Consider the following 25704-nt stretch of genomic DNA (forward strand, 5'->3'; position numbering starts at 1 on the left):
ACCCCGCAATCACTCGGCCCGGAGGTCCGGCAAGGTGAAATCCATGAAGCGCTGCTCTTCGGCGATGGTGGCGGCATCGATCACGCCGCCGGTGCCATCGCCCACGGTTTGAATCGCTTCCAGCTGCCACATTGCCACGAGGGCGATGGCCAATTCAGCTGTCACGCGCGTGTTGAGATCGACGCTTTGCTTGAGCTCTTCCATGTCGTCGATGAGCCCGACAAGGCGGTCTACCCGCTCGAGCGACTGGCCGGCATCCTCATAGCTGTTCTGGGCAGCGGCCGAGACGAGCGCGCCGGTGGTGGCCTGCGTGGCCACACGGTTGGCCCCGGGATTGCCGCTGGTGGCCATTTCCGAGAGCGTGTCTTCATCGAAGCCGAGATCGGCCAGCACCCGGTCCATCTGGGTTTCGATTTCGCCTGCGCCGGAGCCCGAGAGGCCCGAGAAATCCCCAGTCTTGATCGCCTCAATCGTGGCGAGGATGTCCCCGAACTCCTGGTCGAGCAGGCCATTGAGTTCGTCTTCCATCTCGGTGCGGATGATCTCCGGCAGTTCGGCAAGGCGGGTGAGGGCCTCGTAGGTTCGTTGCAGCTCCGCGAGTTGGTCCGTGAGCGTGGCAAGCTGTTCGCGGAGCTGCGTCAGCTGCTCGTTTTGCAGAATCTCGTCTTCGATCATCTGCCGCAGCTGCTGGATGTTTTGCGCGATGTTCTGGGTATCGACGACGGGCACGCCTTGCGCGAGGGCAGGGGATAGGGCGCCGAGATGCAGACCAACCCCAAGTGTCGTGGCCAAAGCTGTCCTCAAGAGCAGATGTCCCATCATTCAATCTCCCTGATCGTAAAATCCATGAACGCGCCTTCGGCCATGCGGGCGCTGGCCTGGGCCAGCTCTTCGGCGGAGAGTATGCGGGTGCGGGCGGCCTGAAGCCGGATGCGTGCAGCGACGAGACGCACGAGTTCGGCGCGGGCATAGGTGTTGAGTGCGATGCTTTCCTGCACGTCTTCCGTCTCGGAAATCCGTTCGACGATGTCGGAAATGCGCAGGGTGGCTTGGCGGATCGCGGCTGGTGAGTTGCTGCCATAAAAGGCCGCCCCATGACCCGTGAGCGAGAGGTTGGCATTGGCGAGAAGCGCCGGATCGATCGTGCCAAGCGCATCGATCCCGCCGATACGGCTTAGATAGAGATTGTAGCGTTCAGGGATGACCGACACGTAGTGCTGGGTCTCGCGGAAGGGTGGCACGCCGCCATACTCGAAAACCCGGCCGGGTCCGGCGTTATAGGCCGCGAGGGCGTTGATGATGTTGCCATCGAATGTGCCCAACTGTGCCGCGAGATAGCGCGCGCCGCCATGCACCTGCAGATAGGGGCTGTCGTAATATTCCGGGTTGATGCCCAGATCGCTGGCGGTGCCAGGCATGATCTGGGTGAGACCATAGGCGCCGACGGGAGACCGTGCCCCAATCGTAAACCGGCTTTCCTGCCAGATCAGCGCTTGCAGCAACGCGCGCCACTGGACGGGCGAGAGCCCTGCGCGGCCAACACCCGCAAAGCCGCTGGTCTCCTGGGCGACCCGGATGATGAGCTGCTCGATGTTCTCAGACGCATCCCCGAACATCTGTTCACCGCCGGGATTGGGATCTATCTCGCCCGTGCCATAGACCGCCGCCACCGAGCGGTCGGGATCCCCGCTGCCGCTTTCCAGCCCCGAGACCATGGCGGGCAGGCCCTGACCGCCGAAGCTGGTCTGGGCATCGAGGATGCGTCGGAGGGTTTCCAGCTGCTCCCGTTCGATCTCGGCGATGAGTTCGCGCACTGCAAGCTTGTCCGCCTGAAGGGCCAAGTCTGCTTCGCGATCGCCGGTCTCGACGATGTCACGCGCGGTCAGCCCACTGTCATTGCTCGGCACGCCTTGAGACAAGGCGAGACCGGGCAGCAGGCAAAACGCCAGGATATGAGGCAGGCTAGACTTCAACGTCGCCCTCCGGCGCGCCGAGCGGTGCGAAGTGGCAATCCTGGGCTGTCGCTGCCGTCGAGGCGAGAAAGGAAAAGCAATTGGCCTGCGGCTCCCGATACTGGGTGCAGGAGGCCAGCGCGCCGAGCGCAGCCAAAGCGATAAGAATACGGATCATGAAAGCCTCCAAAAATCTGGGCGGTCGCGGTAATCGGCGCCGACAAGCGCTTCGCCCTTTTCCATGCCGCCAAGGATCGTGAGATTGGGCCCAAGGGCGCTCAGATCGGCATCGACGACGATTGAGCCCTGATCGTCGCGGATCAGTGCGAGGCGGCTGTTGCTGCCCGTGTTGAGAAGGACGTCGAGCTCCTTCTCCGTGAGGTTCAGCATGGCGTAGTCCGAGGCATTGGCGCGAATATTGGGCAGCAGGATCTGCGTCGGAACGGCTTCGACGATGGTCTTGCCGGTCCGGGTGCGCTCGAGCTGGCTGGCATATTGCGTCATCATCACCGCGACGGTGTTCTGCTTGCGCGCGGTCACCAGCCAGTTCGACAGCCGCTCGGCGAAATACGCGTTGTCGAGGGCCTTCCAGGCCTCGTCGATCACGATGATGGTGGGGCGGCGGTCCTCGATCTCGCGCTCGACCCGGCGGAAAAGATAGGACAGGACCGCCATCCGTTCCTTGTCGGCCTCGCTGTCGAGAATGCCGGTCAGATCGAAGCCCACGACATCGCCCTTAAGCGAGAACGTGTCCTCGAGGCTCTGCCCGAAGATCCAGCCGTAGCGGCCGTCCTCAGACCACTCGAGCAGGCGCTGGTGCAGATCGCCGCCGTCATCGGTGGACACAAAAAGCGATGCGAAATCCCGCCAGTTCCGCAGGGCCGGATTGGTGGCCTGGGCATTCTGGCGCACGACCTCCTGGATGCGGTTGGTCTGCGCCGGGGTCAGGGGTTTGTCAGCGCGGTAGAGCAGGGTGGCAAGCCAGTCCGAGAGCCAGGCGGTGCCGCGGGCATCGGTCTCTGTCCAGAGCGGGTTGAGGCCCGTGGGCTGACCGGCGTTCAGAGACGCGTAGCGCCCGCCATTGGCGCGGACCGCCATCTCCATACCAAGACGGTAATCGAAGACGAAGATCCGGGCACCTGCGCGACGGGCCTGGGTCATCAGGAAGGCCGACAGCACCGATTTGCCCGACCCGGGCCGTCCCATGATCAGGGTATGCCCGCTGGTCGGTTCTTTGTCGGGCGCGCCTTGCTCGTGATAGGAAAACCGGTAGGCGCTCTGCTCCGGCGTGGGCAAATATGTGACGACCCGGCCCCAGGGGGTAAGTGCTGCAGGTTTGCCGAGCTGTGTCCGGTGGAAGGCCGCAAAATCCGCGAAGTTGCGGTTGGTGACGGCGCTGGCGCGGACGCGCTTGGGCTGGTTGCCGGGATGCTGGCTGAGGTAATGGGCCTTTGCGGCGACCCGCTCGCCGATCATCTTCACGCCTTCGGTTGCGGCGGCGTTCACGATCTCCGCGCTGAGGGTCTGCAGCTCTTCGAGCGTGTCGCAAAAGAGCGTCACGACCATGTGATGCTCGCCGAAGCTTTGGCGCTTGGCCTCGAGATCATCGGCGGCGATATCAAGGGCTTCCAGGAGGGAGAGGGCCGCATCCTGGCTGGCCTGCATCTGGCGCTTTTGCCGCTTGATGCGGCCCGCCATGAGGTTCGAATTGATCGGCGTGAAGGAGTGCGTCACGATCATGTCGACCGGCAGGTTCAGCATGTCGAACATGGTGCAGGAGGTGCCTTCCGAGTATTCTCCGATGGTGAAGCTCTTGCCGTAGCGGTGGCCCACGACGCCCTCGGAAAGCTCGAAATGGTCGCCGTGAAACGTCACGCGGGTATTGGCGACGTTGAAGGACAAAAAGCCGTAGGTGTTCGCTGGGTAGAGCGGCAGCTCTGTTCCGGTGTTGAGCGCGCCCAAAAATCCCACCAACTCCCCCGATGCGGCCGAGAGGAGCCGCGGCTTGAGCTCGGTGAGGCCCGAGAGGAAGACGTTCACGGCCTCGCCCAGTCGCTGCAGGCGTTTGCGGGTCTCTTCTCTCAGGCGGTCCGGCGCGCTGCGGCTCAGGAACGGCAGGAGGCTTTTCGGAGGCGGGCGGTGAATGACGGTGAGCGTCAGCGTCTTGTCGCGCAGCCCGCTGGTCTCGAGTTTCGCGCGCCAGCGCCGGTCCACCTCGCCCGCGAAGCTGTCCTCACGAATGGGGTCGAGATCAGGTTTGATGGCCTTGGAGACCTTGTGGACGTAATAGCTGAATTCCGGCCCGAGCTGCGCGACGATGCGGGCAAAGAGCGCCGTCACCTTGTCGAGATAGGCATCGTCCGTCGTGTAGCTGTTGATCCCCTCGAGCCGGATGCACCGGAAGAGTTCGTTGACCCGGGTGCGCACGGTCTGGTCATCGACGAGGCTCACATAGGGCAGCATATGCGCAAGGCGGGTCTCGCGCGCATACCAAACCGGCGTCATCGTGCGGGGATCAACCGGGGCGTCGAGCGCAGCATCACGGGCGTCATCACGGGGCATAGCTGTCCCCGCCATGGATGCTGCGGTTGCGCGTGGGTGGCGTCTCCTGCAGCGCCGTCATCATTACGTCGATGAAACGCGGGTCCCAATCCGCGGCCTTCCAAAGCACCGGATAGAGCAGGGCGGCGAAACCCAGCACCGCGATGTGCTGGACCCAGACGAACAAGAGCACCGAACCGAAGAGCCAGACCATCGCATACATGATGGGCAGGCCCAGAAGCTTCGGCGGGCGCACGAGCCCAAGAAAGAGGGGCGAGCGTTCAGCCACCGGCAAAGACCGCAGCAACGATCGTCGGGGCAGCCGCGACACCGGCGATGCCGACCAGGACCCAGAGCGCCTGGCGCAGATCGATGATGTTGAAGAACCAGCTGAGAAAGACCCCGAGAACGGCAAGCGTCGCGATGACAACGCCAAGTGGGCCGGTCAGCGCATCGACGATGCCCTGTAACAGGCTCTGGATCGGGGAGAGATCGATGCTCTGTGCTAGGGCGGGCTCGGCAATGAACAGGAATAGCGCCAGCGAGGCGACAAAGAGGTTTGAAATCTGTCTCACGAATTTGATCCTTCCAATCGGGCCACGACAGCCATGACGCGGGCCACGTGGTTCTGGGTTTCTCGGTAGGGGGGAACGCCGCCATACTGGCGGACCGCATCGGGCCCCGCGTTGTAGGCCGCCAGCGCCAGATGCGGATCGCCGAACGTCTCCAGCATCATCGCGAGGTAGCGTGCAGAGCCGTCGAGGTTCTGTTGGGGGTCACGCGGGTCAACGCCGAGGTCGCGCGCGGTGTCGGGCATCAGCTGACCAATGCCAATAGCGCCCGCATGTGAGATCGCATCCTGCCGATAGCCGCTCTCCACTTCGATATTGGCGCGGTAGAGGCTCAGCCAGTCCGTGACGGAAAGCTCCGCGCGCCTTAGGCCGGGGTGGCTGGCATAGCGCAGTGCCGTGGTCTCTATGGCGTTTAGGACATCGGCGCGGGGCAGGGGTGCCGGATCGACACGGGCTGCAAAGCGCATCGCTTCTCGCTCTGGCACAGTTGCATCGCTGCCGAAAATCGCAAGTTCGTCGGCTGCCGATCCCTGACCGATGCCGTCATTGTAGTTCCGAGCAAAACTGCTCTGAGACCGGGATGGGGTCAGAGAGCCGTCGCTCTCCATGACCAGGACCATTTGCGCCGAGGCAGGTGCTGCGACCAACCAGAGACAGACGAGGTTAGCTGCCAGCGCCCTAGTCTGATGGGGCTTTGTCTGGCGGGGCGAGTTTGTGCGTTCGGATTGTCCCCGCCTCAAGCGGCAGGTCGACATGCGAAAAGCCAAGGCCAATGAAGAAAGACACCACGCCGGAGATCGTCTTGAACTCGCGGATCTTGATATCGTTGTAGGTCGTCCGCGTGCGGGCGGTGACCAGGAGCTTTTCCACCCCGTCATCAGAGACAACGCGCATGATCCAGACCCCGTAATAGCTGGGGCCTTTCTTATGTGCCGTCTCCTGGCACAGGATTTCTGCGCTATAGCCGCTTTCCACGAGTTCGCGGAACCTGGCTTCCGTAACCACATTTGGTGCTTCGATGTCCCAGTTCATGGCCCGGCTCACGCTTTCTCCAATGGCGCAATCCCGGGCATTCCTACTTGAAGCCCAGAGTTACGATAGTATATTATTAATCGCAAGATATATTGCGACAGATACGGCTGTATCTCGGTTACACAAACACTAGGCACGGCCAATGGAGTCTATCAAGGAAAATAGGGGTTTCAGAAACCTGTGGTTGAGCCGGTGGGTGAAGATACAGGCTGTGGCCTTGCTGATGCTCGCTCCGGTCGCAAGCGAGGCCGGGTCATGCCTCGCCCCGGTCCAGCCGTTCGTTCCAAGCGATTCGCAGGCCGCTCGGGATTATGCCGACATCATCCGACGGGACTTTGAGGTCTACATAACGGACATTCAGGACTACTTCCGCTGCCTCGAGCAGGAGCGCGCGCGCGCCTTCGAAGAAGCCCGCGAAGTCAGTCAGGACTACGGTCGGTTTCTGGAACTGGTGGGGGATTGATGGGCGATTGGGTGTGCATCAGACTTGCAGCCCATGGAAACCAGACGCCGGTAACACCCTCAAATATCTACTTTTTAGATAACAGATTTCATCCGCTAGCGACGTCACAAAAGGTATGTGACGCGTGGCAAAGACAATCAGAACAAATGGCCAGTTGGCGCTCGTCCGTGCGTTGGTTGATGCACGTCAGAATGCGGGTCTCAGCCAGCAGCAGTTGGCGGCGAAGCTCAAACGCCACCAGTCGTTTGTGGCACGTCTCGAAAGCGGCGAGCGTCGTATCGACGTCGTGGAGTTTACAGTTCTGGCGAGGGTTATCGGCTTTGATAAAGATGAAGTCCTGTCGATTGTCGAAGCCGCCACGGAGCCCGACCACAGGATATGAAGCCAATGAATTGTTGAGAACGCGGAAACCCATTTTCCCGGTCTGATGATCATTCCCTCATCGAGGACCAGGTAGCCAAAATCAACGAAGTCCGGCGCGCGGTCGTAGTGAACGCTCTGCAACCCCACGCCGCAATTCGCAGCGCCACAGTGCAGGAAGTCAGTAAACAGTGAACGATGATAGGGGTGAGGGCGTCGCGATCGCCAATCTGATCGGGACCGATGGGTGCAGTGTTGTTGGTTGGGTTTATCGTTGGAGTACAGGCTCACATGCGGTGATGTGGGACGTCCAAGGGCCCCAGCCGGTATCGAAAACCCGGCCGGATATAAGTGACGAACAGAAGCAAGAAATCGACTTCGATGCGCTCACGCGGATTCGAAAAAGTGACAGTGGATAGGATTCTCACGCAGCCGCCAGTTCATATTGATGGAAAGGGTCTGCGAGCGTACCGGTCATTTGAGCTGATGGCAGCGAAGGTCTCGAAGGAGCCCATTGCGGAAGTGTCAATTCTTTGCTGCGTGTGCTCGTGGCGCGAAAAATGCTGCACGGGCAAAACATCTTGTGCGGTCGCGCAGCGGGAGAACCGGTCATTCGTAAGGACCAATGCAAGCAGCAGGGGTCGAATTCAAGGCGTGCCACACAAAAGACCGTTAAGACTACCTGAAAATTGGAACATCGGCAGGGTTTGTAGAAGCGCGTAGGTACACTCGCAGAAGTGGTGCTCCAGGCTCATGGAAAAAACCGCCGAGGTGGACAGGTCTCAATTCGAGAATCCATTCGCGGCCGGGTGATGATCTACTTTTTGACACAGGATGATGCGGAGCACCTCACGATACACGTGTGGGTCTGACAGCGGTGACCAGACGAGCGAAATAACTCACTGATCTGCTCAACCTCAGGCTTTCAATTCGGCCAGGTTCGAACACCATGCATCCATGCCATCCCCCGTTCGGGCCGAGAGGCAGAAGATTTTCACTCCCGGATTAACTTCCAGAATATTGCGCCTGCACATTTCCTCGTCAAAATCCACATGCGGCGCCAGGTCCATCTTGTTGATCACAACCCATTCCACAGCACGGAACATGTGTGGGTATTTGATTGGCTTGTCTTCACCTTCCGTCGTTGAAATCACTGCGATTTTCATCTTCTCGCCCAGATCGAACATGGCCGGACACACCAGATTCCCCACATTCTCGATCATCAGGATTGACCCGGTTTGGGGATCCAGCGACTTGACCGCCGACGCGATCATATCCGCTTCCAGATGGCACCCGGCACCGGTGTTGATCTGGACGGCCCGGGCTCCGGCATCGCGGATGCGGTCGGCGTCATTCGACGTCATCTGATCACCTTCGATCACCGCGATGTCGACCGCGCCCTTCATGCGCTTGATCGTCTCTTCGAGCAATGTCGTTTTGCCGGACCCCGGTGAAGAGACGATATTCAGGGCGATGACGCCGCGCCCTTCGAACCAGCCGCGGTTGCGGGTCGCGATTTCGTTGTTTTTTCCCAGGATTGCGGTTTCCAGAGAAATAACCTCGCCGCCCGGACCGTGCACATGCGGCTCATCATGACCGTGGTGATGGTCGTCATGAGGATGCGCGTGATCATGATCATGTCCATGGTCATGCGCATGATCCTCTCTCAACAGAACTTTGAATCCCGTTTCAGGATCGGTCATCGAGACTTCGTTTGCAGGGTCGGCACAGCCGCATACGCCACACATTTATGCTTCCTCCAAAAATTCCAACTCGCGGACAGTGAATGTGTCCTTGTCCGCATCAATAAAACCCAAAGACACCCCGGCAATCGCAGTGCTTTCGGTCACCAGATCCCAGCAAAACGCCAAAGCGCCACGCTCCACGCAAGCCTGTGGGCCAATGGCCACGCGGACCTCCTTGAGCCTTCGCCCTTTGGCTTTTTCTTCTGCGATACCCGCGATGCTGCGGGCCAGACCGAGTTCATGCATCAGCCCACTCCCCAGGCCACTGGTCCGGTTTCCCACATGATCGACAGGCCGATGGCGACAACGATAGCGGCAATGGACATCTGCACGGCGGTATGAAGGCCTTTTGCGATTTTTGGCGCCTGGAGCACCGGCCAACCGACAACGACGGACAGGGCTGCCATGCCAAGAGCGGACCCAAGCCCGACCAGGCCGACATATCCGACAGCCAGCCAGGGGTCGCCGGTCGTGGAGACCGCCAGCACGATGAGCCCAGACGACCCGGCCGCGCCGTGCAGCAGACCAATGACAAGGGCTTTTAGGGGAAAACGTTCGGGGTGTTCGTGGGCATGCGCGCTTTGGGAATGGTCGGCCACATCGGATGCGTGACTGTGCACGTGCAGGTGCCGACCCTGTCCCTCATGTTGATGGACGTGATAGTGCAGCCTGTCCTTGCGAAACCTGTGCACGACCTGTGCCCCGAGGAATACCAGCATGACGCCAACAGCAAATTCCAGCCCCGCCGCGCGCTGCTCACTGAGGACAAGGCTGAAGACTATCACGCCGATGGACATGACCAGCAACGTCGCCGTGTGGCCCAAGCCCCAGACCGCGCCCCGCAACAGGAGTTTGTTCTTTCCTCCGTTGCTGAGCGTACTGACTGCTGCCAAATGATCTGCTTCGAGGGCGTGAACCATGCCAATCAGAAAACCCAAAAGCAGAAACCCAGACGATGACGACGCATCAAGAAATGTAAGATTTTCCAGTAAGGCCATTAGCAAATCCTCGGAAGTTGTTCGCCGACGAGCATGTCGACGATGCGCAAGCCACCAAAGACGGTCTTCATCACAACCGTTCGGGGATGTTGGGTGGTGGCCTTGCCGATGATCACGGCCTGACGGCCCGCATCGGTGGCGCGCATTGCGGACAACGCAGCGTGAGCCTGTTCTTCGGGGACGAAGATCACCAATGTGCCTTCATTCGCCAGATAAAGGGGATCCAATCCCAGAATTTCGCACACGCCTTTGACCTCGGTGCGTAACGGCAGGACGTCTTCACCAATCTCAATGCCGACACCCGCCGCATCTGCGATTTCGTTCAAGGCTGAGGCCAGTCCGCCGCGTGTCGCATCCCGTGCAACCCGCGTGCCCGGTGCGGCGGTCAGAATGGCCTCCATCAGGTGATTGAGCGGCTGACAATCCGAGGGGATTTCGGTGCTGAGCGCCATATCGCCACGCGCGGCGAGGATCGCGGCACCGTGATCGCCCAGCACGCCGTTGACGATAGCAACATCGCCCGGCTGCACGGTTTCGGCCAACAGATCACGGCCCGGCTCAATCACGCCGATGCCGGATGTGGTGATGAAAACGCCGTCACCCGATCCTTTGCCGACCACCTTTGTGTCACCTGTCACGATAGAGACGCCCGCATCGTCTGCCGCTTTTTGCATCGACGCAGCGATCCGGCGCAGCGTCGAAATCTCGACACCTTCCTCAATGATGAAGGCCGCTGACAGCCACAGTGGCTTCGCGCCGCCGACGGCCAAATCGTTCACAGTGCCGCAGACGGCGATCTTACCTATGTCGCCACCGGGAAACTCCATCGGCGATACCACGAACCCGTCCGTGGTAAAGGCCAGCCTCGCTCCGGGTACGGTGACAGCCTCAGTCATCAACCGTGCCTGATCTTCCATGCCGGGCGGACGGAAGACGGACGTGAACACATCCTCGATCAGGTCTCGCATCGCCTTGCCGCCCCCGCCATGGGCCATCGTCACCTTGTCGGCAACAACACGTCTGGGCTGGCGGTCCATCGCGTTCATTCTGCCGGCTCCAGATCAAGGCCGCCATATTGGTAATAGGCCGCGCAGGCCCCTTCCGAGCTGACCATCAACGCCCCCAGCGGCATTTCCGGCGTACACCCCTTGCCGAATTGCGGGCAGGCGTGGGGCTTGATCCGGCCGGTCATGACGTCGCCGCAGGCGCAACCTTCCTGTTCTTCTGTGAACGATGTGTTGCGCCCATAGCCGATGTTGAATTTCACTTCAGCATCGAAGGCTTTGTACCGGTCGCGAATGCGCAGCCCGCTGGCATCGATCTCGCCCAAACCGCGCCATTCGAAGGTGGGGCGCGGCTCATAAACCTTTTCACAAGCCGCTATGGACACTGGATTTCCCTCATTGGGAACGATACGCGAATACTGGTTTTCCACCTCGGCGCGGCCATCGCGAATTTGTTCCAGCACCATCAAAACCGATTGCAACAAGTCCAGCGGCTCGAACCCCGCTACTACGATGGGTTTGCCATAATCGCGCGCGATGAACTGGTAAGGTTCGGTGCCGATCACCATCGACACGTGGCCGGGGCCGACAAAACCATCCAAAATCATATGCGGGTCATCCAGCAGTGCCTTGATGGGGGGCGGCACGGTGATGTGGTTGCAAAAGATCGTGAAATTCGTGAGCCCGTCGGCATCAGCCTGCAGGATCGAAAGCGCGGTCGACGGTGTGGTCGTCTCAAACCCAAGGCCGAAGAACACAACTTCGCGGTCGGGGTTGCGGCGCGCCAATTCCAGCGCGTCCAGCGGCGAATAGACCATGCGAATGTCGGCCCCATCGGCCTTGGCCTGGATCAGGGATTTCTTCGTGCCTGGCACACGCATCGCGTCGCCGAAGGTGGTAAAGATCACCTTGGGATCTTCGGCGATCTGCACGCATTCATCCACCCGGCTCATTGGCAGCACGCAAACCGGGCAGCCAGGGCCGTGAATAAACTCCAGCCCCTTAGGGGTAAGTTTGTCCAACCCATAGCGGAAGATCGCATGGGTGTGCCCGCCACAGACTTCCATGATGTGAACGGGCTTTTCCTTCGTCGCGCCGATCTCTTGCGTGACGCGTTCTATGGCCGCAAGGACCCCTTTGGCCGCAACTGGATCGCGGAATTCATCTGCATACTTCATGATGCGTCCGCCAGCATCGTCGCACTGGCCCGCATCGCCTCTATCTCTTCCTGCGCTTCTCCAAGCTCGCGCAAGACCTCCAACGTCAGCACCGCTTCCTCTTCGTTGATCTTGCTCATGGCAAAACCGACATGGATCAGGGTCCATGTGCCGATCAGATCCTCCAACGGATCGTCACCCGCGATACAGGCCACGTTGACCTCGCGTTTCACGCCCGAGATATCGACCATGGCGAGCTTGCGGGTCGCATCCGAAATTTCGGTAATTTGCCCTGGAATTCCTAGGCACATCTTGCGTCCTCCCCTTGTGTGTTTGCCAGGGCGATCACGGCTTGCCCCAGTGAAATACCGCCGTCATTCGCCGGATAGTCGGAATGGCTCAGAACGGTCAGACCAGCGCTTTCCAAGCCGCGGTGGACCAGCTCAAAAAGCGTTGCGTTTTGAAAACAGCCGCCCGACAGGGCGACAGTGTCGATAGTCGTGTCTTTGGTCAGCCGTATCGCCATTTCGACGACGGAGCGTGCCAACCCGCGGTGGAACCTTGCCGACATCGTGCCAACGGGTGTTTTTAGCACCAGATCGCCCAGCATCGCCCGCCAAACGGCCAATGGCTCGATGTATGGAATTCCCTTGCCGCCCATCAGCGGGATTGAAAACGGATAGGCCAGATCCTCCGGTTCGTTCAGGGCATCCGGGTCAAGCGCAGCCTCAAACAGGATCGCGGCCTCGCCCTCATAATTCTGCCGGTCCCAGGCGATGCCGGAAATCGCAGCGGCGGCATCGAATAACCGACCACAGGAAGACGCGAGCGGCGTGTTCGTACCGGCCTTGATCATCGCGTCCAGCGTGTCGCGGGGCAGGTCCTGCATGCGGTTGAAGATCTCAAGGTCAGAGAAATTCATTGCAAACTCGCCCCAGCCCATTTCGGCCATCAGATGGGCATAGGCATTGCGCCAAGGCTCGCGCACAGCAGCCGTTCCGCCGGGCAGTGCAACTGGCTTCAGACAACCAACCCGACGATACCCATGGTAGTCGCAGATCAGGAATTCACCGCCCCAGATCGTGCCGTCATCCCCCAGGCCCGTGCCGTCCAGCGCAATCCCAAGCGCGTGTCCAGCGGACAAAGGCCGACCATTTTCAGCTAGACAAGAGGCGATATGCGCATGGTGGTGCTGTACCTCGATCACCGGGCGTTCGCCTGCCATCTGGAAACCGCGCTGCGTGGACAGGTATTGCGGGTGCTGATCGACGGCGATGACGTCTGGGGCATGATCAAAGAGGTTTTCGTAAAGGCCCAGATTGCGTGTCACATCATCGTTCGTAGCCACATCCTCCAGATCGCCCATATGCTGGGAGACGATCGCGCGTCCGTCCTTGATCAGGCAGAACGTGTTCTTCTGTTCCGCGCCGAGCGCCAGCACCTCTGCGGAGGTCGAAAACCCGGCCGGCAATTCGAGCCCTTGGGGCGCGTATCCGCGCGCCCGGCGCAACAAGCGGGGACGGCCAAGGTCAACGCGCACAACACTGTCGTCGATCCGGTTGGCGATGTCGCGGTTATGTAGACAGGCGAAATCAGCTATATCGGCGAGACGGTCGCGGGTTTCCTGATTGTCAATGCATTGCGGCTGACCCGATGGGTTGCCGCTGGTCATGATCACCGGACGCCCGATGCGCCGCAGGATCATGTGATAGAACGGCGTATAGGGCAGCATCACGCCCAGCCGGTCCAGGCCCGGCGCAATCTCATCGGGCAAGCTGTTCGGCTTGGCCTTGAGCAGCAAAATCGGCGCTTGCGGGCTGGACAGCAGGTCGGCTTCGACATCCGAAACCTCGCAATACGCGCGCACCACATCCAGATCGCGCGCCATCAGCGCAAAGGCTTTGCCTACCCGCGATTTGCGCTTGCGCAATTCGGCCACGGCGTTGGCATTGGTGGCATCGCACGCCAGATGCACACCGCCCAGACCCCGGATCGCCACGATATGACCGTTCATGATCATCCCGCCGGTTGCATCAACGTCATCGAGCATCGAAAACGCTTCGAGATTCACCGCGCCCTTGCCAAGTTTCTCGATCCAGATATTCGGTCCGCACCGGCCACAGGCCACAGGTTGCGCGTGAAAGCGGCGATCCAGCGGATCAGAGTATTCTGCCGCGCAGGGCGGGCACAGATCAAACGGGGCCATCGTTGTCTTGGCGCGGTCATAAGGGGCGGCCTTTACGATGGAAAAACGCGGCCCGCAATTGGTGCAATTGGCAAAGGGGTAGCGATAGCGCCGCTCAAACGGATTGCGGATTTCCTCCAGGCAATCGGCGCAGGTCGCGGCATCCGGCGTGACGCTGCCACGCATCTCTCCTTCCTGCGACGCGGAGATTTCAAACCCGCAGGGGGGCGGGTCGGTCAGTGGCGTGACATCCAGCCGTTCGATACGGGCTAGTGGCGGCAACGCGCTGTGAAGCTTGTCGGGAAAGGCCGCAACATGAGCCCCCCAAAGCTGGATCACAACCCCTTCGCCCGTGTTCTTCACATCGCCCGTCAGGCCCATTTCATGCGCCAACCGCCAGACGGTCGGGCGAAAACCAACGCCCTGAACCTGCCCGGAAACAGTGAAGCGCACGCCGGTCATGTCGCTGCGTCCCAGATCAGAATGCGGTTGTTGCCGCTGTCGGCCACCGCCACTGTCGACCCCAGGGAGGACAGGCCATAGGGCCAACACACCGTATCGCGTTCGGCGATGCCCCAGCGGTTGTCGCCCTTTGCCGCAAAATCAGGCTGCGCTGTCAGCCGGTCCGCGTGGGCGGCCATACCTGTATCCTCAAATCCCAAGAGCCGCGAATTAGCCGTGTCAGCCACCACCAACGTCGCCCCAAGCGTCGCCAGCGCATAGGGCATATTCATCGCTTGAGACGTGGGATAATAGGACGCCATATTGTGGTCGCAGGCGCTCATATCCGCCTGTCCCAGCACGGTATCGCATGGGGTGCCGTTCCGCTTGGGGAGTGCATCCCAGATCATCACCCGATTGTTGCCAGCGTCCGCAACAGCCAGCCCGTCTTTCCAGACAATGGCCATATGCGGCCAGCGCATCGAGGCGTCGGACACCGCCTCGCCCGCGTTTTCATCCCGGCAGGTGAAGTCACGCTGCCCCAGAACCAGATCCGCCGGTTGGCCCGTGGTTTGCGGATCATCCCAGATCAGCACACGGCGGTTTCCGGTGTCGCACACGATCAGCCGGTCGCCATTCGACGACACGCCGTAGGGCCAGTGCATCGTATCGGCCCGCGCGTGCGACAGGCCCACATTTGCCAGTGCACTGCCCGCGTCGGGCTGCCCCAGAACAATGTCGGCGCCGTGTTCGGGGCCGGCTGGCGTTTCGCGCCAGATCAGCACGCGGTGGTTCCACGGGTCGGCTACCGCCAATCCGCCGCGAAAGGCCGTGATGCCGGTCGGGACATTCACGGTGTTCGCAGCCACGAGGCCCTTTGCGTTGCGGCCTTCGCGGCCAAAGTCGGGCTGGCCCAAAAGTATATCGGCAGGGGTGTCATCCCGGGTCGGAACCGTCTTCCACCCCAGCACCCGGTGATGCCCAGTATCGGATACCCAGAGAGAGCCGTCAGGATGCAGGCAGACGCCACGCGGCCCGAACATCAGGTGGGGCGCAGGGGTGATCGCCTGAACCAGCGAACCACCATCGCTGCCTAAAACAACCCGCGCGCCCTGCGTGCCCAACAAGGGCGCACCGGGGGTTATGGTGCCGGGCGCCTTCTGCGGACTGAACGATCGGGACAGCGAGACTTTCACGCGATAATCCTCACTTCGATATTGGGCCCTTTGACCCGCACGGCATGGGGCTGCAATTGCACCTCGGGCGCGGTCAGGCATTCGCCACTCTCGAGCGCATATCGAAACCCGTGATGCGGGCAGGACAGGATCGTCTCGGCGATATCGCCATGGGTCATCTCAAGGCCCATATGCGCGCAGGCGTTTTTGAAACAGCTCACCTTGTCGGCAAAGCGGCTGATGATCACCGAATGATTGTCAATGTTGAGAAATCGCGTTTCGCCATCGGCCAGATCATCCAGCGGCAGGGCTATGGTCCATTCGCTGTCGCCGTAATTGGCAAAGGGCGAAGTGAACTGCACCCCGTCCGACCCACCGCCACCCAGACCCTTGGCCTGTTTGACTTCGGTGATTTCGGGAACATGGTCCTGAATGGCCTTTTTGACTCCCGCATAAAACGTCAATTGCGAGGCAGGGCATCCATCGCACGCGCCCAGAAACCGGATTTCGGCGCGGTTGCCTTCGACCGACGCAACCTCGGCATCGCCGCCATGGCTAGCCAGGCTCGGGCGCACCGTTTCCAATGCCGCCTCGACCCGTTCATATAGCGATGGTCGCAGTATCCCGTGGCGGCGCAGCACGGCGTAAACCACCTCGTCGCGGGCCGCCTCTTTCAAGGCGCTTCCAAATTCGGGGCGGTCCTTGAGAGCGCCGATCAACCGTCGGAACGCTTCCTTGTTCAATGCATCAACGGCTTCGGCCCGGGCATGCGCACCGCGGCGGGCCGCCTCATCCCAGCCATCTGCCAGCATTTCAAGCGCCTTCAGATCTCCGATCAGGCGATCCAGTGTCGGCTCTTCGCCGTCAAGAGATGACGCATCAGGCATCGCTTATGCGTATTTCAGGTCTTTGAACAACACGGGCTGAGCCGCGCCACCTGCCGCGCCTGCTGCAATGGCTGCTACCCAGATCGGTGCAAACAACCCGATGACAACACCGGCGATCACACCGACGCCCGCCCCCATCATCAACTGCCGCATCGCGGCCTTGTTGTCCTTGAAAAGCTTACCCGCAAAAAAAAGCTTTGCAGAATTCATCGCCATTCCCAGCATAGCGCCCTCCTAGATCAGCAAAAGAACAAGTGTGGTCACCACGACTGCGACGCCACCTGCAAGCCCGCCGTAAAGCGCGCCCATGTAGGTGGCCAGCTCTGTGCCCAGTGCATCTTTACCGATGCGCAGGCCCGATAAGGCCCCTGCACCCATGGCGGCGGCCAGGCCGGCGGCCAGGGCGACAACTATGACTATAGCGCTCAACTGTATTCTCCATTTTTCATTGTAATCCGCTCCGTTCCAGAATTGTCGATGGACCAAGGGCCGCGTTGAGTTCGGTGATGGCTTCGGTCACAGCCTGCGCCTTTTCACCGGCTCCACGCTTGGCGAAAACACCCCGGGCTTCTTCCAGCAAACGCACCGCTTCGGTCAGGTTGCCATAATTCCCACCATCGGGGTTTTGTGGGTCGTCAGGCAGGTTCGACAGGCAATTGGCCTTGTTCGCGATCGTGTTGGCGTACTCTTCCGGCATGTCGCGGATTGTGCGCACCTTGAGCGCCTCGTCATACGCTTCCAGTGCACGAAACCCGTTTTCCACCCGGTGAGACGAGGACACGTATTGCAGCGCGTTGCCCAGGTTGTTCTGCAGCATCGCGTACTCGTTCGGGTGATCGATCAGGTTGACCACCGTCAACGCTTCCTCAAAGGCCTGCACCGCCAGAGCTTCGCGCATCTTGCCGGACTGATCGGTGAACGGCATGGACAAGAACGCCGTGGCCAGATTGCTTTGCAGAATGGCGAATTCCTTCGGGTAGTTGGTTTTGTCGAAGGTCCTGAGCGACCGTTGATATGCGCTGATAGCAGGCTGGATTGGCAAAAGACGCATGCCTGCAAGCGTCTGGCAGATCAGGCCTAGGTTCATCTCGGCCTCGGCCACTTCAGCGTCCGACCCTTCCGCTGTCAGGGTTGCAAGCGCGGTCTCTATTTCGATTTTCGCTTCCTTGAGCTGTGTCGCATCTTCGGCGGGCACGGCCATCAGCGCGGTTGCCATACGCGCACGAATGCGGGCGACCCCCAGAACTTCGCCTTCCGGCGCTAGATCCATGGCGAGCTTGTAGAGATCGACAGCAGCAAAGATGTCTTCGGCACGTTCGGGTTTCTGCTGAAGCCCCATCGCGATTTCGATCAGCATCTCGGCCTTTTCGGCCTGAGTCGCTGCAGCCGTCTCGACCGCGGTCATGGCCGCCTGCACCTGCTGCTGAGCACGACTGATATTCGTCAAACCGTTTTCTCCCTCGAATCGAATTTGGTTCGATTTCCGTGTTTGACAGAGAAAAGCAGTCAAAGTGGGGGGCTGTCAACTTTCTTGTTTTATAGCAAACTTAGTTTGCATTTTTTCGTTGCGCTATTCCGACTTTAAAATCGCGCAAAGGGCGCCTTTATCGGCCTCCCACGCGACGGTCAGATCGTTGGATGCAAAGTCGAGAAGGTCCCGATCCTGAAACACATCGCGTGCCTGAACCACCCGATCACCCGCAGCATTCCGGACCTTCAAAAGGCACCCCCCGGCGGTTGCCTGATGGACGGGCATCACCATCAATTCTTCCTGTTGGATCAGTACGATGACCGCATCAATACCGCGGAAATAGGTGTCGACCACGGCACTGGGCAGATAGATCGCACCGTCCCTGATCGCGATCGTGCTCATGCCTGAGACCACGTATGGATCAGGTCGCGAATGCGGCCCTCAACGGTCCCCGCGGCGCGAGAAACCTCGTCACTCAATCCCAACCCGAGCTCCAGCGTTGCCGCCTCGATCAAAAGCACCGACGTCGTCTTGGGAAACGCATCGCCATAGATACGACGACCTGCGTAAAGCGCATGGTCCCATCTGAAATCATGCAGGTTCAGGCTGTTGTTTGGCGGCGCCTCGAGCACATCACCTGGGACCTCGAATATGGCACCCGGGGATCCTTCGGGGATCCGCGCATCGACAATGATCAAATGTGTCGCCCCGCGCGCACTGTACATGACCGACATACCGTCGGTTCCGCCGTCAAAAACCCGCGTGTGGTCCGGGACGCCGTTTTCTCGCATTTGAGCGATGAGATGCGGGCCGACGCCGTCGTCGCTTCGGTTCGGATTGCCGCATCCGATGACGACGATATCAAGCGGCATCAAATCCGCCATAGGCGGCAAGACCATTCCGGTTCAACCGGCACCATCAATTCCGGCAAGTCGCAGAATTTCGCATGTACCTTGTAGTACATGCAGGTCTCGCAGGGTTGCTCAATCTCGTCAGCCTCGATCGTGTGATCGGTGAACCCGGCGACAATCAGTTTCTTTTCCAGATCGTCGCCGGCCTCAACCTGCAGGCGCGCCACGATTTCATTGACTTCCTCGCTGGTCCCGGCACGTGGCCAAACCTCGGTTTCCAGACCCGAGGCCAGCATATCGGCAATTCTCGCGCGCACCTTTTCGTCGTCCATTTCTGCGCTCCCTTCAGATCCGCCAGAGGCGGCACCACCATTCCGGTTTTGCCGGAAGATCAAGCTCTGGCAGGTCGCACCAGCGCTTGTGTACCAGGTAGTACATGCATTCCTGGCACCGCATTTGGTCTTCGCCGTATGGCTGCAACAGCCAGCCCGAAATCACAAGTTTCTCGCGCAGTTGATCCGCGCTCAGGGGGCGCAACTGGTCAAGCAGCGCCCCGAATTCCCGATCAGTCTCCGGGAATGGCTCAACCTCGGTTTCCAATCCTTCTGCGAAATGGTCCTCTATCATTTGGATGAGCATTTCATGCCCCGCTTCGGCGGGTGTCAGGCCATACTTGTCTATGTAAGCTTGGCGCTGCTCTTGAGTTATTGATGCTTCCGGATTTTCTGACATTCAGCTCCCTCCCTAATTGCCGGATGTCGTCGGTCGGCAGATTTGATCCGCCGACCAAAAATAAACATCAGGCTGTTCGGAAGCGGGCCAGTTCGTCGCCTGTTTTGGCATCATGCGCATGAACGGTGCAAACTAGGCAGCTGTCATAGGATCGGCAAACGTGACCAACCTCAACCGGGTCCGCGCTGTTCTTGATCGGTGTGCCGATCAGCGCTTCCTCTATGGGCCCCCGATCGCCGTCGGATGTGCGCGGCCCAACATTCCAAGTCGTTGGCGCAATGATCTGGTAGTTGGCGATCTTGCCATCACGCACGTCAATCCAGTGGCACAATGCGCCGCGGATGGCCTCGGTTGCGCCCCAGCCCTGACCGTCTTTTTCAGTTGGCTTTATATACCATTCGTCGTTCAGTTTGAACTCGCGCAAATTGCGTTCGGCTTCGCGATAGAGAATGCAAAGCTCGTGCATGCGCGCAAAGTGCCGCAGCATCGTCGAGGCACCGCCCATCTTGCGGTACATATCAAGCACCAATCCGTCGCTGTGTTGGAAGTCATGGCCCGTGTCATTGCCCGCGATCAAGCGACGCGCGAGCGGACCTGCTTCCAGACGTCCGGCCTCTGCATGAGACACGGCCGTTGACCAGGAGTATTTGCCCTCGGGATCGATGGGGTTTTTGCTCACCGGGTTCGTGGTCCGGTCGAACGGGTGCACCCCGCCCGCCGCCTCGTCGTACCAGGCGTGCTGCGTGTCTTCGCGGACAAAAGACTGGTCCATCGGGCGGAATGTGTCGGATGCGCCGTCATAGATGCCCGATTTCATGATCACCGCATCTGCGCGGCCATCAATCGTGGGGTTCTGGTACTTGTCTTCATGCGGCAGATAGCCCCATGTGGTGAACCGGCCGTGGCCTTTGCCATACTGATCAAGGCCAATGTCCTTGGACATACGCCAGAACAGGCCCAGGTCCGAATTTGCGTGCTCCGGCTTTTCATCCAGCCACGCTTCGAATTGCTCCAAGGTCTGGATTTCTTCGTAACGCTCCATCGAGCAGCCCAGCCACAGCGGCTCGATCCAGTTCTGGCGGAAATGCTCAAGGATCGACCAGGCGCGGGTGATGTCCGTCAGGGTGGGCGAGCACATGACGCCGCCGGGCACCATGAAGGAGGAGTGCGGCCACTGACCGCCCAGAAGGGCGTAGATCTCGACCGGGCGGCCGGAGATTGTCACCCCCGCTTCATAGGATGTGCCGGTAAACGGGGAATAGCGTTTGACGGCTTCCTCATAAAACGGGCTCATCGCGTAATTTTCGTTGGTGTAATCGATCATCCACAGCCCGTAGTGGTGGCGGGGCAGGGATTGTAGCGATTCAACGATCTGGCCAAGGTTGCGTGCCAGAATAGCGTTGCGCGGTACCGTGGTGCCCCAGGCCGTATCCAGCGCCCAAGCTGCACAAGTCAGGTGCGACGCGCCGCAAATCCCGCAGGCGCGAGGCGTCACAACCAGACCCGCTTGGGGGTCCTTGTCCTTCAGGATGACTTCGAACCCGCGAAACATTTCCGCATGGGTCCAGGCGTTTGTCACAACGCCGTTTTCAATATCGACCCGGACATCCAGATCGCCTTCGACGCGGCCAACTGGCGAAATGTCGAGTGTTTCTACTGCTGCAGACATAATTCTCTCTCCCAAATCGCAGTTAGACTACGAAGATATCTTCTTCGGCCCAGGCCGGTGCCGCGCCTTTGGCGGCTGCGGTGAGCTTGATGTAACCCTTCTTGTCGACACCCTCGGGCATGTCCTTGGGAACCCCCATGACGGTTTGCGTCTTGAAGACAGTGCCCGGAGCCAGATCGAAGAATGGGAATTCCGGTTCAGTGCATCCAAGACAGGGCATGCCCGCACGGGTCTTTGACGAATGGCGGTTCCAAAGGATGCGGTTGCAAGGACTGTGTGTCATGGGCCCGCGGCAGCCCAGATCATAGAACAGGCACCCCTTGCGCTGGCCGAACGCCGTCGTCGACACCTTGTAGGCAAAGTGCATGTTGCGCGTGCACCCGGTCTGCGTGAAGGATGAAAAGAACGTCTTGGGGCGATGAAATTCATCCAGCGTTAGATCACCGGCACGGCCCGTAGCAACGGCAACGAGAATTTGCGTCACCCAATCGGGATGCGCCGGGCATCCCGGAATGTTGATCACCGGCAGACCGGATTTCGCCGCAAACCCTTCGCCCAATGCGCCACCCTTATCGCGCTTCAGGAACTGCAGGCCAACGCTTTCGGATGGGTTCGGCGCCGTAGCTGGGATGCCGCCATAGGTCGCGCAATCGCCGATCGCCACAACGAAATCGGCAACGGCCGAAAGCTCTTTCACCCAGTCTTTCATCGGGCGTCCGCAGAACCGGTTCCATTCGCCGGTGCCGTTGGGCGCGTTGATCACCGTGCCCTCGAACACGAAGATATCCAACTTGATCTCGCCCGAGATGCACTTTTCGACGATCTCTTTGACCTGGTCGCCCAGTTCAAGCCCAAGAGAGGGTTGCCAAAGCACGTTGATTCCGAAGTCGGTGACCAGATCACACGCACTTGGTTCCTCCGCATTCAGAAAAGACATCGTGTTGCCGGAACACGCACCCCCCTGAAGCCACAACAGATTTGCCATTTTCTTCCTCCCAAGGACCAGCATTTATTGCGGCGCATTCCGCAACCCAGAACCATGTCTTCTGCTTGGCATGAGGGCGAAAGGCGCGAGTTTGATGCTGCAATGTTGTACCGCGCCACGCAGTACTGCAAATCAACACATTTGGTCGGGGCGGCCTATTCTGGTAACAAAGTGCATACTGCAAACTAAGTATTCAGGGGCAATTGCAAACTTTGCTGACAGTCTAGGGGGCTCAACTCCGTCCCCCGCACACCGGGCATTCGGCTTCTCCAAAGTAGCTGTACCAGATCCCTTTACAATTCTTGCACCAATGTCCCTTGGCACCCGCGCCCGAACCAGACAAAGCCCGCGACAGGGCCGTCAGACCGAGATTGCGCGGTTCGGACCGGGTCTTTGACAGGCCGGATCTGGCATACGGGAATCCGATGACTTTATTGGCAGGCGTGTCATCGTCCATATCTTACCCTTTGCGCAGGCCGTATCGTTTTATCTTGTTCGCCAGCCCGACTCGCGACAGGCCCAACTCTTCTGCAACCTTGCTTTGGTTCCAGTGAAACGCCGCGAGCGCCTGGGTCAAGACGGCCTGCTCCAGATGTTCGACTTTGTCTTTGAGTGTCGCGCCAGATGTCAAAAACGCCGCGCTCTCGTGGTTCTCGATTGGCGTACGCGCGATCTTTTCCGATAAGTGCCTTAACGCAACATACCCACCCTGTTCCGCCACCGCGACCATGCGCTGAACTTCACTTTCCAGTTCCCGGACATTCCCTGGAAACGGATAGTGCTCCAGTTGTTTCAGGACGTCCGATGTGACGCCCAATACCCGCCGACCAACCACGCCTGCATATTTCTCAACAAAGAACTGCGTCAACACCGGGATGTCGTCAGTCCGGTCGCGAAGCGCAGGCAGTTCCAACTGAAACCCGCGCAGTCGATAATACAGATCACGGCGGAAACTGCCTTCTTCCACCATCTCTTCGATCGAACGGTTGGATGCCGCGATGATCCGCACGTTGCTGTGCAGGGTTTTATCAGAGCCGAGCGGTTTCACTTCGCCCTCTTGCAGAAAGCGCAGGAGGGCCACCTGAAAATGCGGTGACACTTCTGAGACCTCGTCCAGAAACACAGTGCCGCCATCGGCGGCCCGAAACAGGCCCAACCGGTCCGCAATGGCCCCCGGAAAGGCGCCACGCACATGGCCGAAAAGCTCGGAGTACAACGCGTCGTCAGACACACTGCCACAGTTCTGGCTGTGCATGGGCGAGTTCACGCGATCAGAGTTGAAATGAATGGCGCGCGCCAAAAGCTCTTTGCCGGTGCCTGTCTCGCCCCGGATCAGCACAGGCATGTCCGTCGAGGCTGCAACTCTCGCTTCGGCGACCAATTCGGCCATCTTGGGGCTTGAGTAGACCAACCTCTCAAAGCGTGAAACACCCCCCTGGACCGACCCTCCCTCTTCGTCCGCGAAAATCTCATCGTCCAGCGAAAGCTTGAGCTCTCTGCTCAGAATCCGGTGTCGGCGCGACAGCTCGGCATGTTCCAGGGCGCGCTTGACGACTATGCGGATCTGCTGCTCTTGCACCGGTTTGGCGAGATACAAATAGGACGCCGTATCTTCACATAGCTGCGCACCACGGCTCAGTTCATTTTTTTCGCAAACGACAATTCGCCAACACGCGGTATGAGACAAGCGAGACCGCACCAAAGCGTTGTCCGGTCCAATATCATCCTCATCGAAATCATAAAGAATGAGGTCCACGTTCACTTCATTCAGGCGGCTCTTTGCGGAATTGTCATCCTCGCAGAAGATCAACCGGTACCCATCCAACTCGCTCAGGGCGCTTGAAGCGGCCAAGGTCAAAGCCTTGTCCTTCGATTTGATAAGAACCGTAGAAATATTGGACAAGGTGCTAGGATCTCCGTCGCCGCTAGTGTTTGCTGGATCAGTATCAGCAAACCTTCTTTGCATAAAGAGAACTATTTATGCAAGTTTTGGCTGCAATCTGGCTGTGGAGCGCAAATCCAACGCTGCTTTGCCAGTTGTGAGCATGGCGCGTAACGTCGTGTCGCTGCGTTCCTCGGTAATTGCCTTCCAGCTCTCGCTCTTCTGTGAAAACCTTCACGGAACGCTGGATCACATCGAAGCAAGAAATCTATGACCTTGTCGAGCAACCGCTATGGCAACTTGAGCGGCACAGCAAGACAGGGCTGGCCGCATCTGCCAGCAATGTCTACGCAAGCGAAAACCGCGTAGCATGAATCCGTTCCCCGCGGATTCCCGCTCTGTGCAGCAAAGGATCGATCAGATGATGCTCGTACGGACCAAGGTCAATGACGGGTTTGGCGACATCTGTTGCAACGCAGCGAAACACTCGCTGCAAGTGCAATCAGATGCTGCGCAAGCAATAGCCGCACTAGCGAAAGGCGGGTTTGTCCTGCTCTCCGGACAAACGCACCGAAAGCAGCGAAGGGCCGGTATTTGAACAACTCAGCACGCTAAAATTCTCGCAGCATGATGGCAAAGCTGTCTTTGTCAGCGCTAGTAGTTCACCTGTTCGAAGCCGTAGTTGCCCTCATAGTCACGCCAATCGACGAAGACAGATCGGTGATAGATACCCGGGCAATTCTGGCCCCAACGTTCAAGTCCCACATGGGCCTCGGGCAGGGCAGTTATGGAAGATCGCTGCCATGAGAAATCGCCTTGGGTCCCGTAGGTGCCGAGGACCACGGTCGCGCTTCGGTTACAATCCCCATCGCGCCCGGACTCGTGCTGTCGTGCATACCGTACATCGAAGACGCGGATGGACCGCACGAAATTGAACTCTGGCCCGCTGATATCGATGTCCGCGCGGTCCTGAACAAGCCGAAGGGTGAAGTCTGTGGGAACGAGATTATCTACTGGCAAGGATTGGAGCGGTCGACGGTTGTCGGTCCGGTACAAGGCTTCAATTATGCGGTCAGCGTTGTTTGATTGCCGATCGCTCTCATAGGACGCGCCCATGGGACAGCGCCAGATTTGCAGCGGCGGTTCCACTGGCCAAGGCGTAATCCGCCGGATGAACTCGGCGCGGGCTCGGGCGCAAGGGACGGAAGCGGGCCAGCCGCCAGACAGGCACAAGAGGATCGCGCAATCGATCGGGTAGGTCTGCGCGCGGGCGGGTGCCGGCAGCGAAAAGCTTGTCACGGCCAAAGCGACTGCGACCGAGGGGAGGAGCTTCTTGAGTAAATGGCGCATACTGGGGGACCTCCGTGAGAGGAGTTCAGCATACATACGATAATATACTATCGCAACGCAAAATATAAAGCCGCATAATGAAGTTTATGGTAAATAAACTTAGTACTTCCCATCCGCGCCGTCTCGGCCGCATACGTCACAAAGGTTTCATGAAACTGTAGCGCCATTGATACGCAGTCCCACTATTCATCCGAATGAATAAACCTAGAGGGGGCTCTGATGATGTGACCGCCCCCCGACGGCATCAATGTG

General features: G+C 59.4%; 31 protein-coding genes. 3 read left to right on the plus strand and 28 right to left on the minus strand.

Annotation, left to right across the window (positions count from 1 at the left end):
- Window positions 1–9 precede the first annotated feature (9 nt).
- From K7H22_RS18780 to K7H22_RS18815, 8 genes are read right to left on the minus strand one after another with little or no spacing between them, the layout of a single operon-like run.
- Entirely contained in the window at window positions 10–819 is an 810-nt protein-coding gene (locus tag K7H22_RS18780; RefSeq protein ID WP_230802397.1) for a type IV secretion system protein, read from the minus strand.
- Window positions 819–1973 carry a lytic transglycosylase domain-containing protein gene (locus K7H22_RS18785; protein ID WP_230802373.1) on the minus strand — a complete coding sequence of 385 codons (1155 nt, stop codon included), beginning with the start codon at window positions 1971–1973 and terminating at the stop codon, window positions 819–821. The genes K7H22_RS18780 and K7H22_RS18785 overlap by 1 nt, the downstream gene beginning before the upstream one ends.
- Window positions 1963–2130, minus strand: a complete 168-nt coding sequence (locus K7H22_RS18790) for a hypothetical protein (RefSeq protein WP_009815545.1) — start codon at window positions 2128–2130, stop codon at window positions 1963–1965. The genes K7H22_RS18785 and K7H22_RS18790 overlap by 11 nt, the downstream gene beginning before the upstream one ends.
- The gene (locus tag K7H22_RS18795) at window positions 2127–4514 is read right to left on the minus strand and encodes a type IV secretion system DNA-binding domain-containing protein (RefSeq protein ID WP_230802374.1); all 2388 of its coding nucleotides are present in this window, start codon (window positions 4512–4514) and stop codon (window positions 2127–2129) included. The genes K7H22_RS18790 and K7H22_RS18795 overlap by 4 nt, the downstream gene beginning before the upstream one ends.
- On the minus strand, window positions 4504–4782 hold the full coding sequence (locus K7H22_RS18800) for a type IV secretion system protein VirB3 (RefSeq protein ID WP_008282962.1): 279 nt from the start codon (window positions 4780–4782) through the stop codon (window positions 4504–4506). The genes K7H22_RS18795 and K7H22_RS18800 overlap by 11 nt, the downstream gene beginning before the upstream one ends.
- Window positions 4775–5068 carry a TrbC/VirB2 family protein gene (locus K7H22_RS18805; RefSeq protein ID WP_012187163.1) on the minus strand — a complete coding sequence of 98 codons (294 nt, stop codon included), beginning with the start codon at window positions 5066–5068 and terminating at the stop codon, window positions 4775–4777. Before K7H22_RS18805 ends, K7H22_RS18800 begins: the two co-directional genes overlap by 8 nt.
- Window positions 5065–5685, minus strand: coding sequence for a lytic transglycosylase domain-containing protein (locus tag K7H22_RS18810; RefSeq protein WP_230802375.1), 621 nt, complete (start codon window positions 5683–5685; stop codon window positions 5065–5067). Before K7H22_RS18810 ends, K7H22_RS18805 begins: the two co-directional genes overlap by 4 nt.
- Before the next feature lie 58 nt (window positions 5686–5743).
- Window positions 5744–6097 (minus strand): hypothetical protein, encoded by a 354-nt coding sequence (locus K7H22_RS18815; RefSeq protein WP_230802376.1) that lies wholly within the window; start codon window positions 6095–6097, stop codon window positions 5744–5746.
- A gap of 223 nt (window positions 6098–6320) precedes the next feature.
- Here K7H22_RS18815 and K7H22_RS18820 point away from each other — a divergent pair, with 223 nt between their 5' ends.
- The 3 genes from K7H22_RS18820 (at window position 6321) to K7H22_RS20185 (ending at window position 7339) form a co-directional block, all read left to right on the plus strand.
- Complete coding sequence (locus tag K7H22_RS18820; RefSeq protein WP_204318811.1) at window positions 6321–6560, plus strand: hypothetical protein; 240 nt, start codon at window positions 6321–6323, stop codon at window positions 6558–6560.
- 124 nt (window positions 6561–6684) lie between these two features.
- Window positions 6685–6942: a helix-turn-helix domain-containing protein gene (locus tag K7H22_RS18825; protein WP_028284972.1), complete on the plus strand. Its 258-nt coding sequence runs from the start codon at window positions 6685–6687 to the stop codon at window positions 6940–6942.
- A gap of 169 nt (window positions 6943–7111) precedes the next feature.
- The gene (locus K7H22_RS20185; protein WP_330165868.1) at window positions 7112–7339 is read left to right on the plus strand and encodes a hypothetical protein; all 228 of its coding nucleotides are present in this window, start codon (window positions 7112–7114) and stop codon (window positions 7337–7339) included.
- 498 nt (window positions 7340–7837) lie between these two features.
- Here K7H22_RS20185 and hypB read toward each other — a convergent pair whose 3' ends face one another.
- The 20 genes from hypB to K7H22_RS18925 form a co-directional block, all read right to left on the minus strand.
- Window positions 7838–8623: a hydrogenase nickel incorporation protein HypB gene (gene hypB, locus K7H22_RS18830; RefSeq protein ID WP_230802377.1), complete on the minus strand. Its 786-nt coding sequence runs from the start codon at window positions 8621–8623 to the stop codon at window positions 7838–7840.
- Window positions 8624–8668: 45 nt separating this feature from the next.
- The gene (locus K7H22_RS18835) at window positions 8669–8911 is read right to left on the minus strand and encodes a hydrogenase maturation nickel metallochaperone HypA (RefSeq protein ID WP_230802378.1); all 243 of its coding nucleotides are present in this window, start codon (window positions 8909–8911) and stop codon (window positions 8669–8671) included.
- Window positions 8911–9663 (minus strand): hypothetical protein, encoded by a 753-nt coding sequence (locus K7H22_RS18840; protein ID WP_230802379.1) that lies wholly within the window; start codon window positions 9661–9663, stop codon window positions 8911–8913. The genes K7H22_RS18835 and K7H22_RS18840 overlap by 1 nt, the downstream gene beginning before the upstream one ends.
- The gene (gene hypE / locus K7H22_RS18845) at window positions 9663–10709 is read right to left on the minus strand and encodes a hydrogenase expression/formation protein HypE (RefSeq protein ID WP_230802380.1); all 1047 of its coding nucleotides are present in this window, start codon (window positions 10707–10709) and stop codon (window positions 9663–9665) included. Before hypE ends, K7H22_RS18840 begins: the two co-directional genes overlap by 1 nt.
- Entirely contained in the window at window positions 10706–11845 is a 1140-nt protein-coding gene (hypD, locus tag K7H22_RS18850) for a hydrogenase formation protein HypD (protein WP_230802381.1), read from the minus strand. The genes hypE and hypD overlap by 4 nt, the downstream gene beginning before the upstream one ends.
- Entirely contained in the window at window positions 11842–12135 is a 294-nt protein-coding gene (locus K7H22_RS18855; protein WP_230802382.1) for a HypC/HybG/HupF family hydrogenase formation chaperone, read from the minus strand. The genes hypD and K7H22_RS18855 overlap by 4 nt, the downstream gene beginning before the upstream one ends.
- Window positions 12126–14471 carry a carbamoyltransferase HypF gene (gene hypF / locus K7H22_RS18860; RefSeq protein ID WP_230802383.1) on the minus strand — a complete coding sequence of 782 codons (2346 nt, stop codon included), beginning with the start codon at window positions 14469–14471 and terminating at the stop codon, window positions 12126–12128. Before hypF ends, K7H22_RS18855 begins: the two co-directional genes overlap by 10 nt.
- Window positions 14468–15646: a hypothetical protein gene (locus tag K7H22_RS18865; RefSeq protein WP_230802384.1), complete on the minus strand. Its 1179-nt coding sequence runs from the start codon at window positions 15644–15646 to the stop codon at window positions 14468–14470. Before K7H22_RS18865 ends, hypF begins: the two co-directional genes overlap by 4 nt.
- Window positions 15643–16512: a NifU family protein gene (locus K7H22_RS18870; RefSeq protein WP_230802385.1), complete on the minus strand. Its 870-nt coding sequence runs from the start codon at window positions 16510–16512 to the stop codon at window positions 15643–15645. Before K7H22_RS18870 ends, K7H22_RS18865 begins: the two co-directional genes overlap by 4 nt.
- 3 nt (window positions 16513–16515) lie before the next feature.
- The gene (locus K7H22_RS18875) at window positions 16516–16737 is read right to left on the minus strand and encodes a hypothetical protein (RefSeq protein WP_230802386.1); all 222 of its coding nucleotides are present in this window, start codon (window positions 16735–16737) and stop codon (window positions 16516–16518) included.
- Between the two features lie 9 nt (window positions 16738–16746).
- A complete protein-coding gene (locus tag K7H22_RS18880; protein WP_230802387.1) occupies window positions 16747–16941 on the minus strand; it encodes a hypothetical protein in 195 nt (64 codons plus the stop codon).
- Window positions 16942–16957: 16 nt separating this feature from the next.
- Entirely contained in the window at window positions 16958–18022 is a 1065-nt protein-coding gene (locus tag K7H22_RS18885) for a hypothetical protein (protein WP_230802388.1), read from the minus strand.
- Window positions 18023–18082: 60 nt separating this feature from the next.
- The gene (locus K7H22_RS18890; RefSeq protein ID WP_230802389.1) at window positions 18083–18385 is read right to left on the minus strand and encodes a hypothetical protein; all 303 of its coding nucleotides are present in this window, start codon (window positions 18383–18385) and stop codon (window positions 18083–18085) included.
- On the minus strand, window positions 18382–18855 hold the full coding sequence (locus tag K7H22_RS18895; RefSeq protein ID WP_230802390.1) for a hydrogenase maturation protease: 474 nt from the start codon (window positions 18853–18855) through the stop codon (window positions 18382–18384). Before K7H22_RS18895 ends, K7H22_RS18890 begins: the two co-directional genes overlap by 4 nt.
- Window positions 18855–19166 (minus strand): hypothetical protein, encoded by a 312-nt coding sequence (locus tag K7H22_RS18900; protein ID WP_230802391.1) that lies wholly within the window; start codon window positions 19164–19166, stop codon window positions 18855–18857. Before K7H22_RS18900 ends, K7H22_RS18895 begins: the two co-directional genes overlap by 1 nt.
- A 13-nt stretch (window positions 19167–19179) precedes the next feature.
- Window positions 19180–19566 carry a hypothetical protein gene (locus K7H22_RS18905; RefSeq protein WP_230802392.1) on the minus strand — a complete coding sequence of 129 codons (387 nt, stop codon included), beginning with the start codon at window positions 19564–19566 and terminating at the stop codon, window positions 19180–19182.
- Window positions 19567–19633: 67 nt separating this feature from the next.
- Window positions 19634–21235: a nickel-dependent hydrogenase large subunit gene (locus K7H22_RS18910; RefSeq protein WP_230802393.1), complete on the minus strand. Its 1602-nt coding sequence runs from the start codon at window positions 21233–21235 to the stop codon at window positions 19634–19636.
- Window positions 21236–21257: 22 nt separating this feature from the next.
- Window positions 21258–22220 carry a HupU protein gene (locus K7H22_RS18915; protein ID WP_230802394.1) on the minus strand — a complete coding sequence of 321 codons (963 nt, stop codon included), beginning with the start codon at window positions 22218–22220 and terminating at the stop codon, window positions 21258–21260.
- A gap of 460 nt (window positions 22221–22680) precedes the next feature.
- A complete protein-coding gene (locus K7H22_RS18920) occupies window positions 22681–24123 on the minus strand; it encodes a sigma-54 dependent transcriptional regulator (RefSeq protein WP_230802395.1) in 1443 nt (480 codons plus the stop codon).
- Between the two features lie 633 nt (window positions 24124–24756).
- Complete coding sequence (locus K7H22_RS18925) at window positions 24757–25452, minus strand: hypothetical protein (RefSeq protein WP_230802396.1); 696 nt, start codon at window positions 25450–25452, stop codon at window positions 24757–24759.
- Window positions 25453–25704: the final 252 nt, after the last annotated feature.

The sequence above is a fragment of the Seohaeicola saemankumensis genome (assembly GCF_021021435.1).
Taxonomy (GTDB): Bacteria; Pseudomonadota; Alphaproteobacteria; order Rhodobacterales; family Rhodobacteraceae; genus Seohaeicola.

Coding starts and splice junctions, on each gene's coding strand:
- hypD (WP_230802381.1), bottom strand. CDS start 11,845: ATGAAGTATGCAGATGAATTCCGCGATCCAGTTGCGGCCAAAGGGGTC.
- K7H22_RS18915 (WP_230802394.1), bottom strand. CDS start 22,220: ATGGCAAATCTGTTGTGGCTTCAGGGGGGTGCGTGTTCCGGCAACACG.
- K7H22_RS18795 (WP_230802374.1), bottom strand. CDS start 4,514: ATGCCCCGTGATGACGCCCGTGATGCTGCGCTCGACGCCCCGGTTGAT.
- hypB (WP_230802377.1), bottom strand. CDS start 8,623: ATGACCGATCCTGAAACGGGATTCAAAGTTCTGTTGAGAGAGGATCAT.
- K7H22_RS18910 (WP_230802393.1), bottom strand. CDS start 21,235: ATGTCTGCAGCAGTAGAAACACTCGACATTTCGCCAGTTGGCCGCGTC.
- hypF (WP_230802383.1), bottom strand. CDS start 14,471: ATGACCGGCGTGCGCTTCACTGTTTCCGGGCAGGTTCAGGGCGTTGGT.
- K7H22_RS18855 (WP_230802382.1), bottom strand. CDS start 12,135: ATGTGCCTAGGAATTCCAGGGCAAATTACCGAAATTTCGGATGCGACC.
- K7H22_RS18905 (WP_230802392.1), bottom strand. CDS start 19,566: ATGTCAGAAAATCCGGAAGCATCAATAACTCAAGAGCAGCGCCAAGCT.
- K7H22_RS18875 (WP_230802386.1), bottom strand. CDS start 16,737: ATGCTGGGAATGGCGATGAATTCTGCAAAGCTTTTTTTTGCGGGTAAG.
- K7H22_RS18820 (WP_204318811.1), top strand. CDS start 6,321: ATGCTCGCTCCGGTCGCAAGCGAGGCCGGGTCATGCCTCGCCCCGGTC.
- K7H22_RS18895 (WP_230802390.1), bottom strand. CDS start 18,855: ATGCCGCTTGATATCGTCGTCATCGGATGCGGCAATCCGAACCGAAGC.
- K7H22_RS18925 (WP_230802396.1), bottom strand. CDS start 25,452: ATGCGCCATTTACTCAAGAAGCTCCTCCCCTCGGTCGCAGTCGCTTTG.
- K7H22_RS18890 (WP_230802389.1), bottom strand. CDS start 18,385: ATGAGCACGATCGCGATCAGGGACGGTGCGATCTATCTGCCCAGTGCC.
- K7H22_RS18835 (WP_230802378.1), bottom strand. CDS start 8,911: ATGCATGAACTCGGTCTGGCCCGCAGCATCGCGGGTATCGCAGAAGAA.
- K7H22_RS18870 (WP_230802385.1), bottom strand. CDS start 16,512: ATGCCTGATGCGTCATCTCTTGACGGCGAAGAGCCGACACTGGATCGC.
- K7H22_RS18840 (WP_230802379.1), bottom strand. CDS start 9,663: ATGGCCTTACTGGAAAATCTTACATTTCTTGATGCGTCGTCATCGTCT.
- hypE (WP_230802380.1), bottom strand. CDS start 10,709: ATGAACGCGATGGACCGCCAGCCCAGACGTGTTGTTGCCGACAAGGTG.
- K7H22_RS18790 (WP_009815545.1), bottom strand. CDS start 2,130: ATGATCCGTATTCTTATCGCTTTGGCTGCGCTCGGCGCGCTGGCCTCC.
- K7H22_RS18815 (WP_230802376.1), bottom strand. CDS start 6,097: ATGAACTGGGACATCGAAGCACCAAATGTGGTTACGGAAGCCAGGTTC.
- K7H22_RS18780 (WP_230802397.1), bottom strand. CDS start 819: ATGGGACATCTGCTCTTGAGGACAGCTTTGGCCACGACACTTGGGGTT.
- K7H22_RS18810 (WP_230802375.1), bottom strand. CDS start 5,685: ATGGTCCTGGTCATGGAGAGCGACGGCTCTCTGACCCCATCCCGGTCT.
- K7H22_RS18900 (WP_230802391.1), bottom strand. CDS start 19,166: ATGGACGACGAAAAGGTGCGCGCGAGAATTGCCGATATGCTGGCCTCG.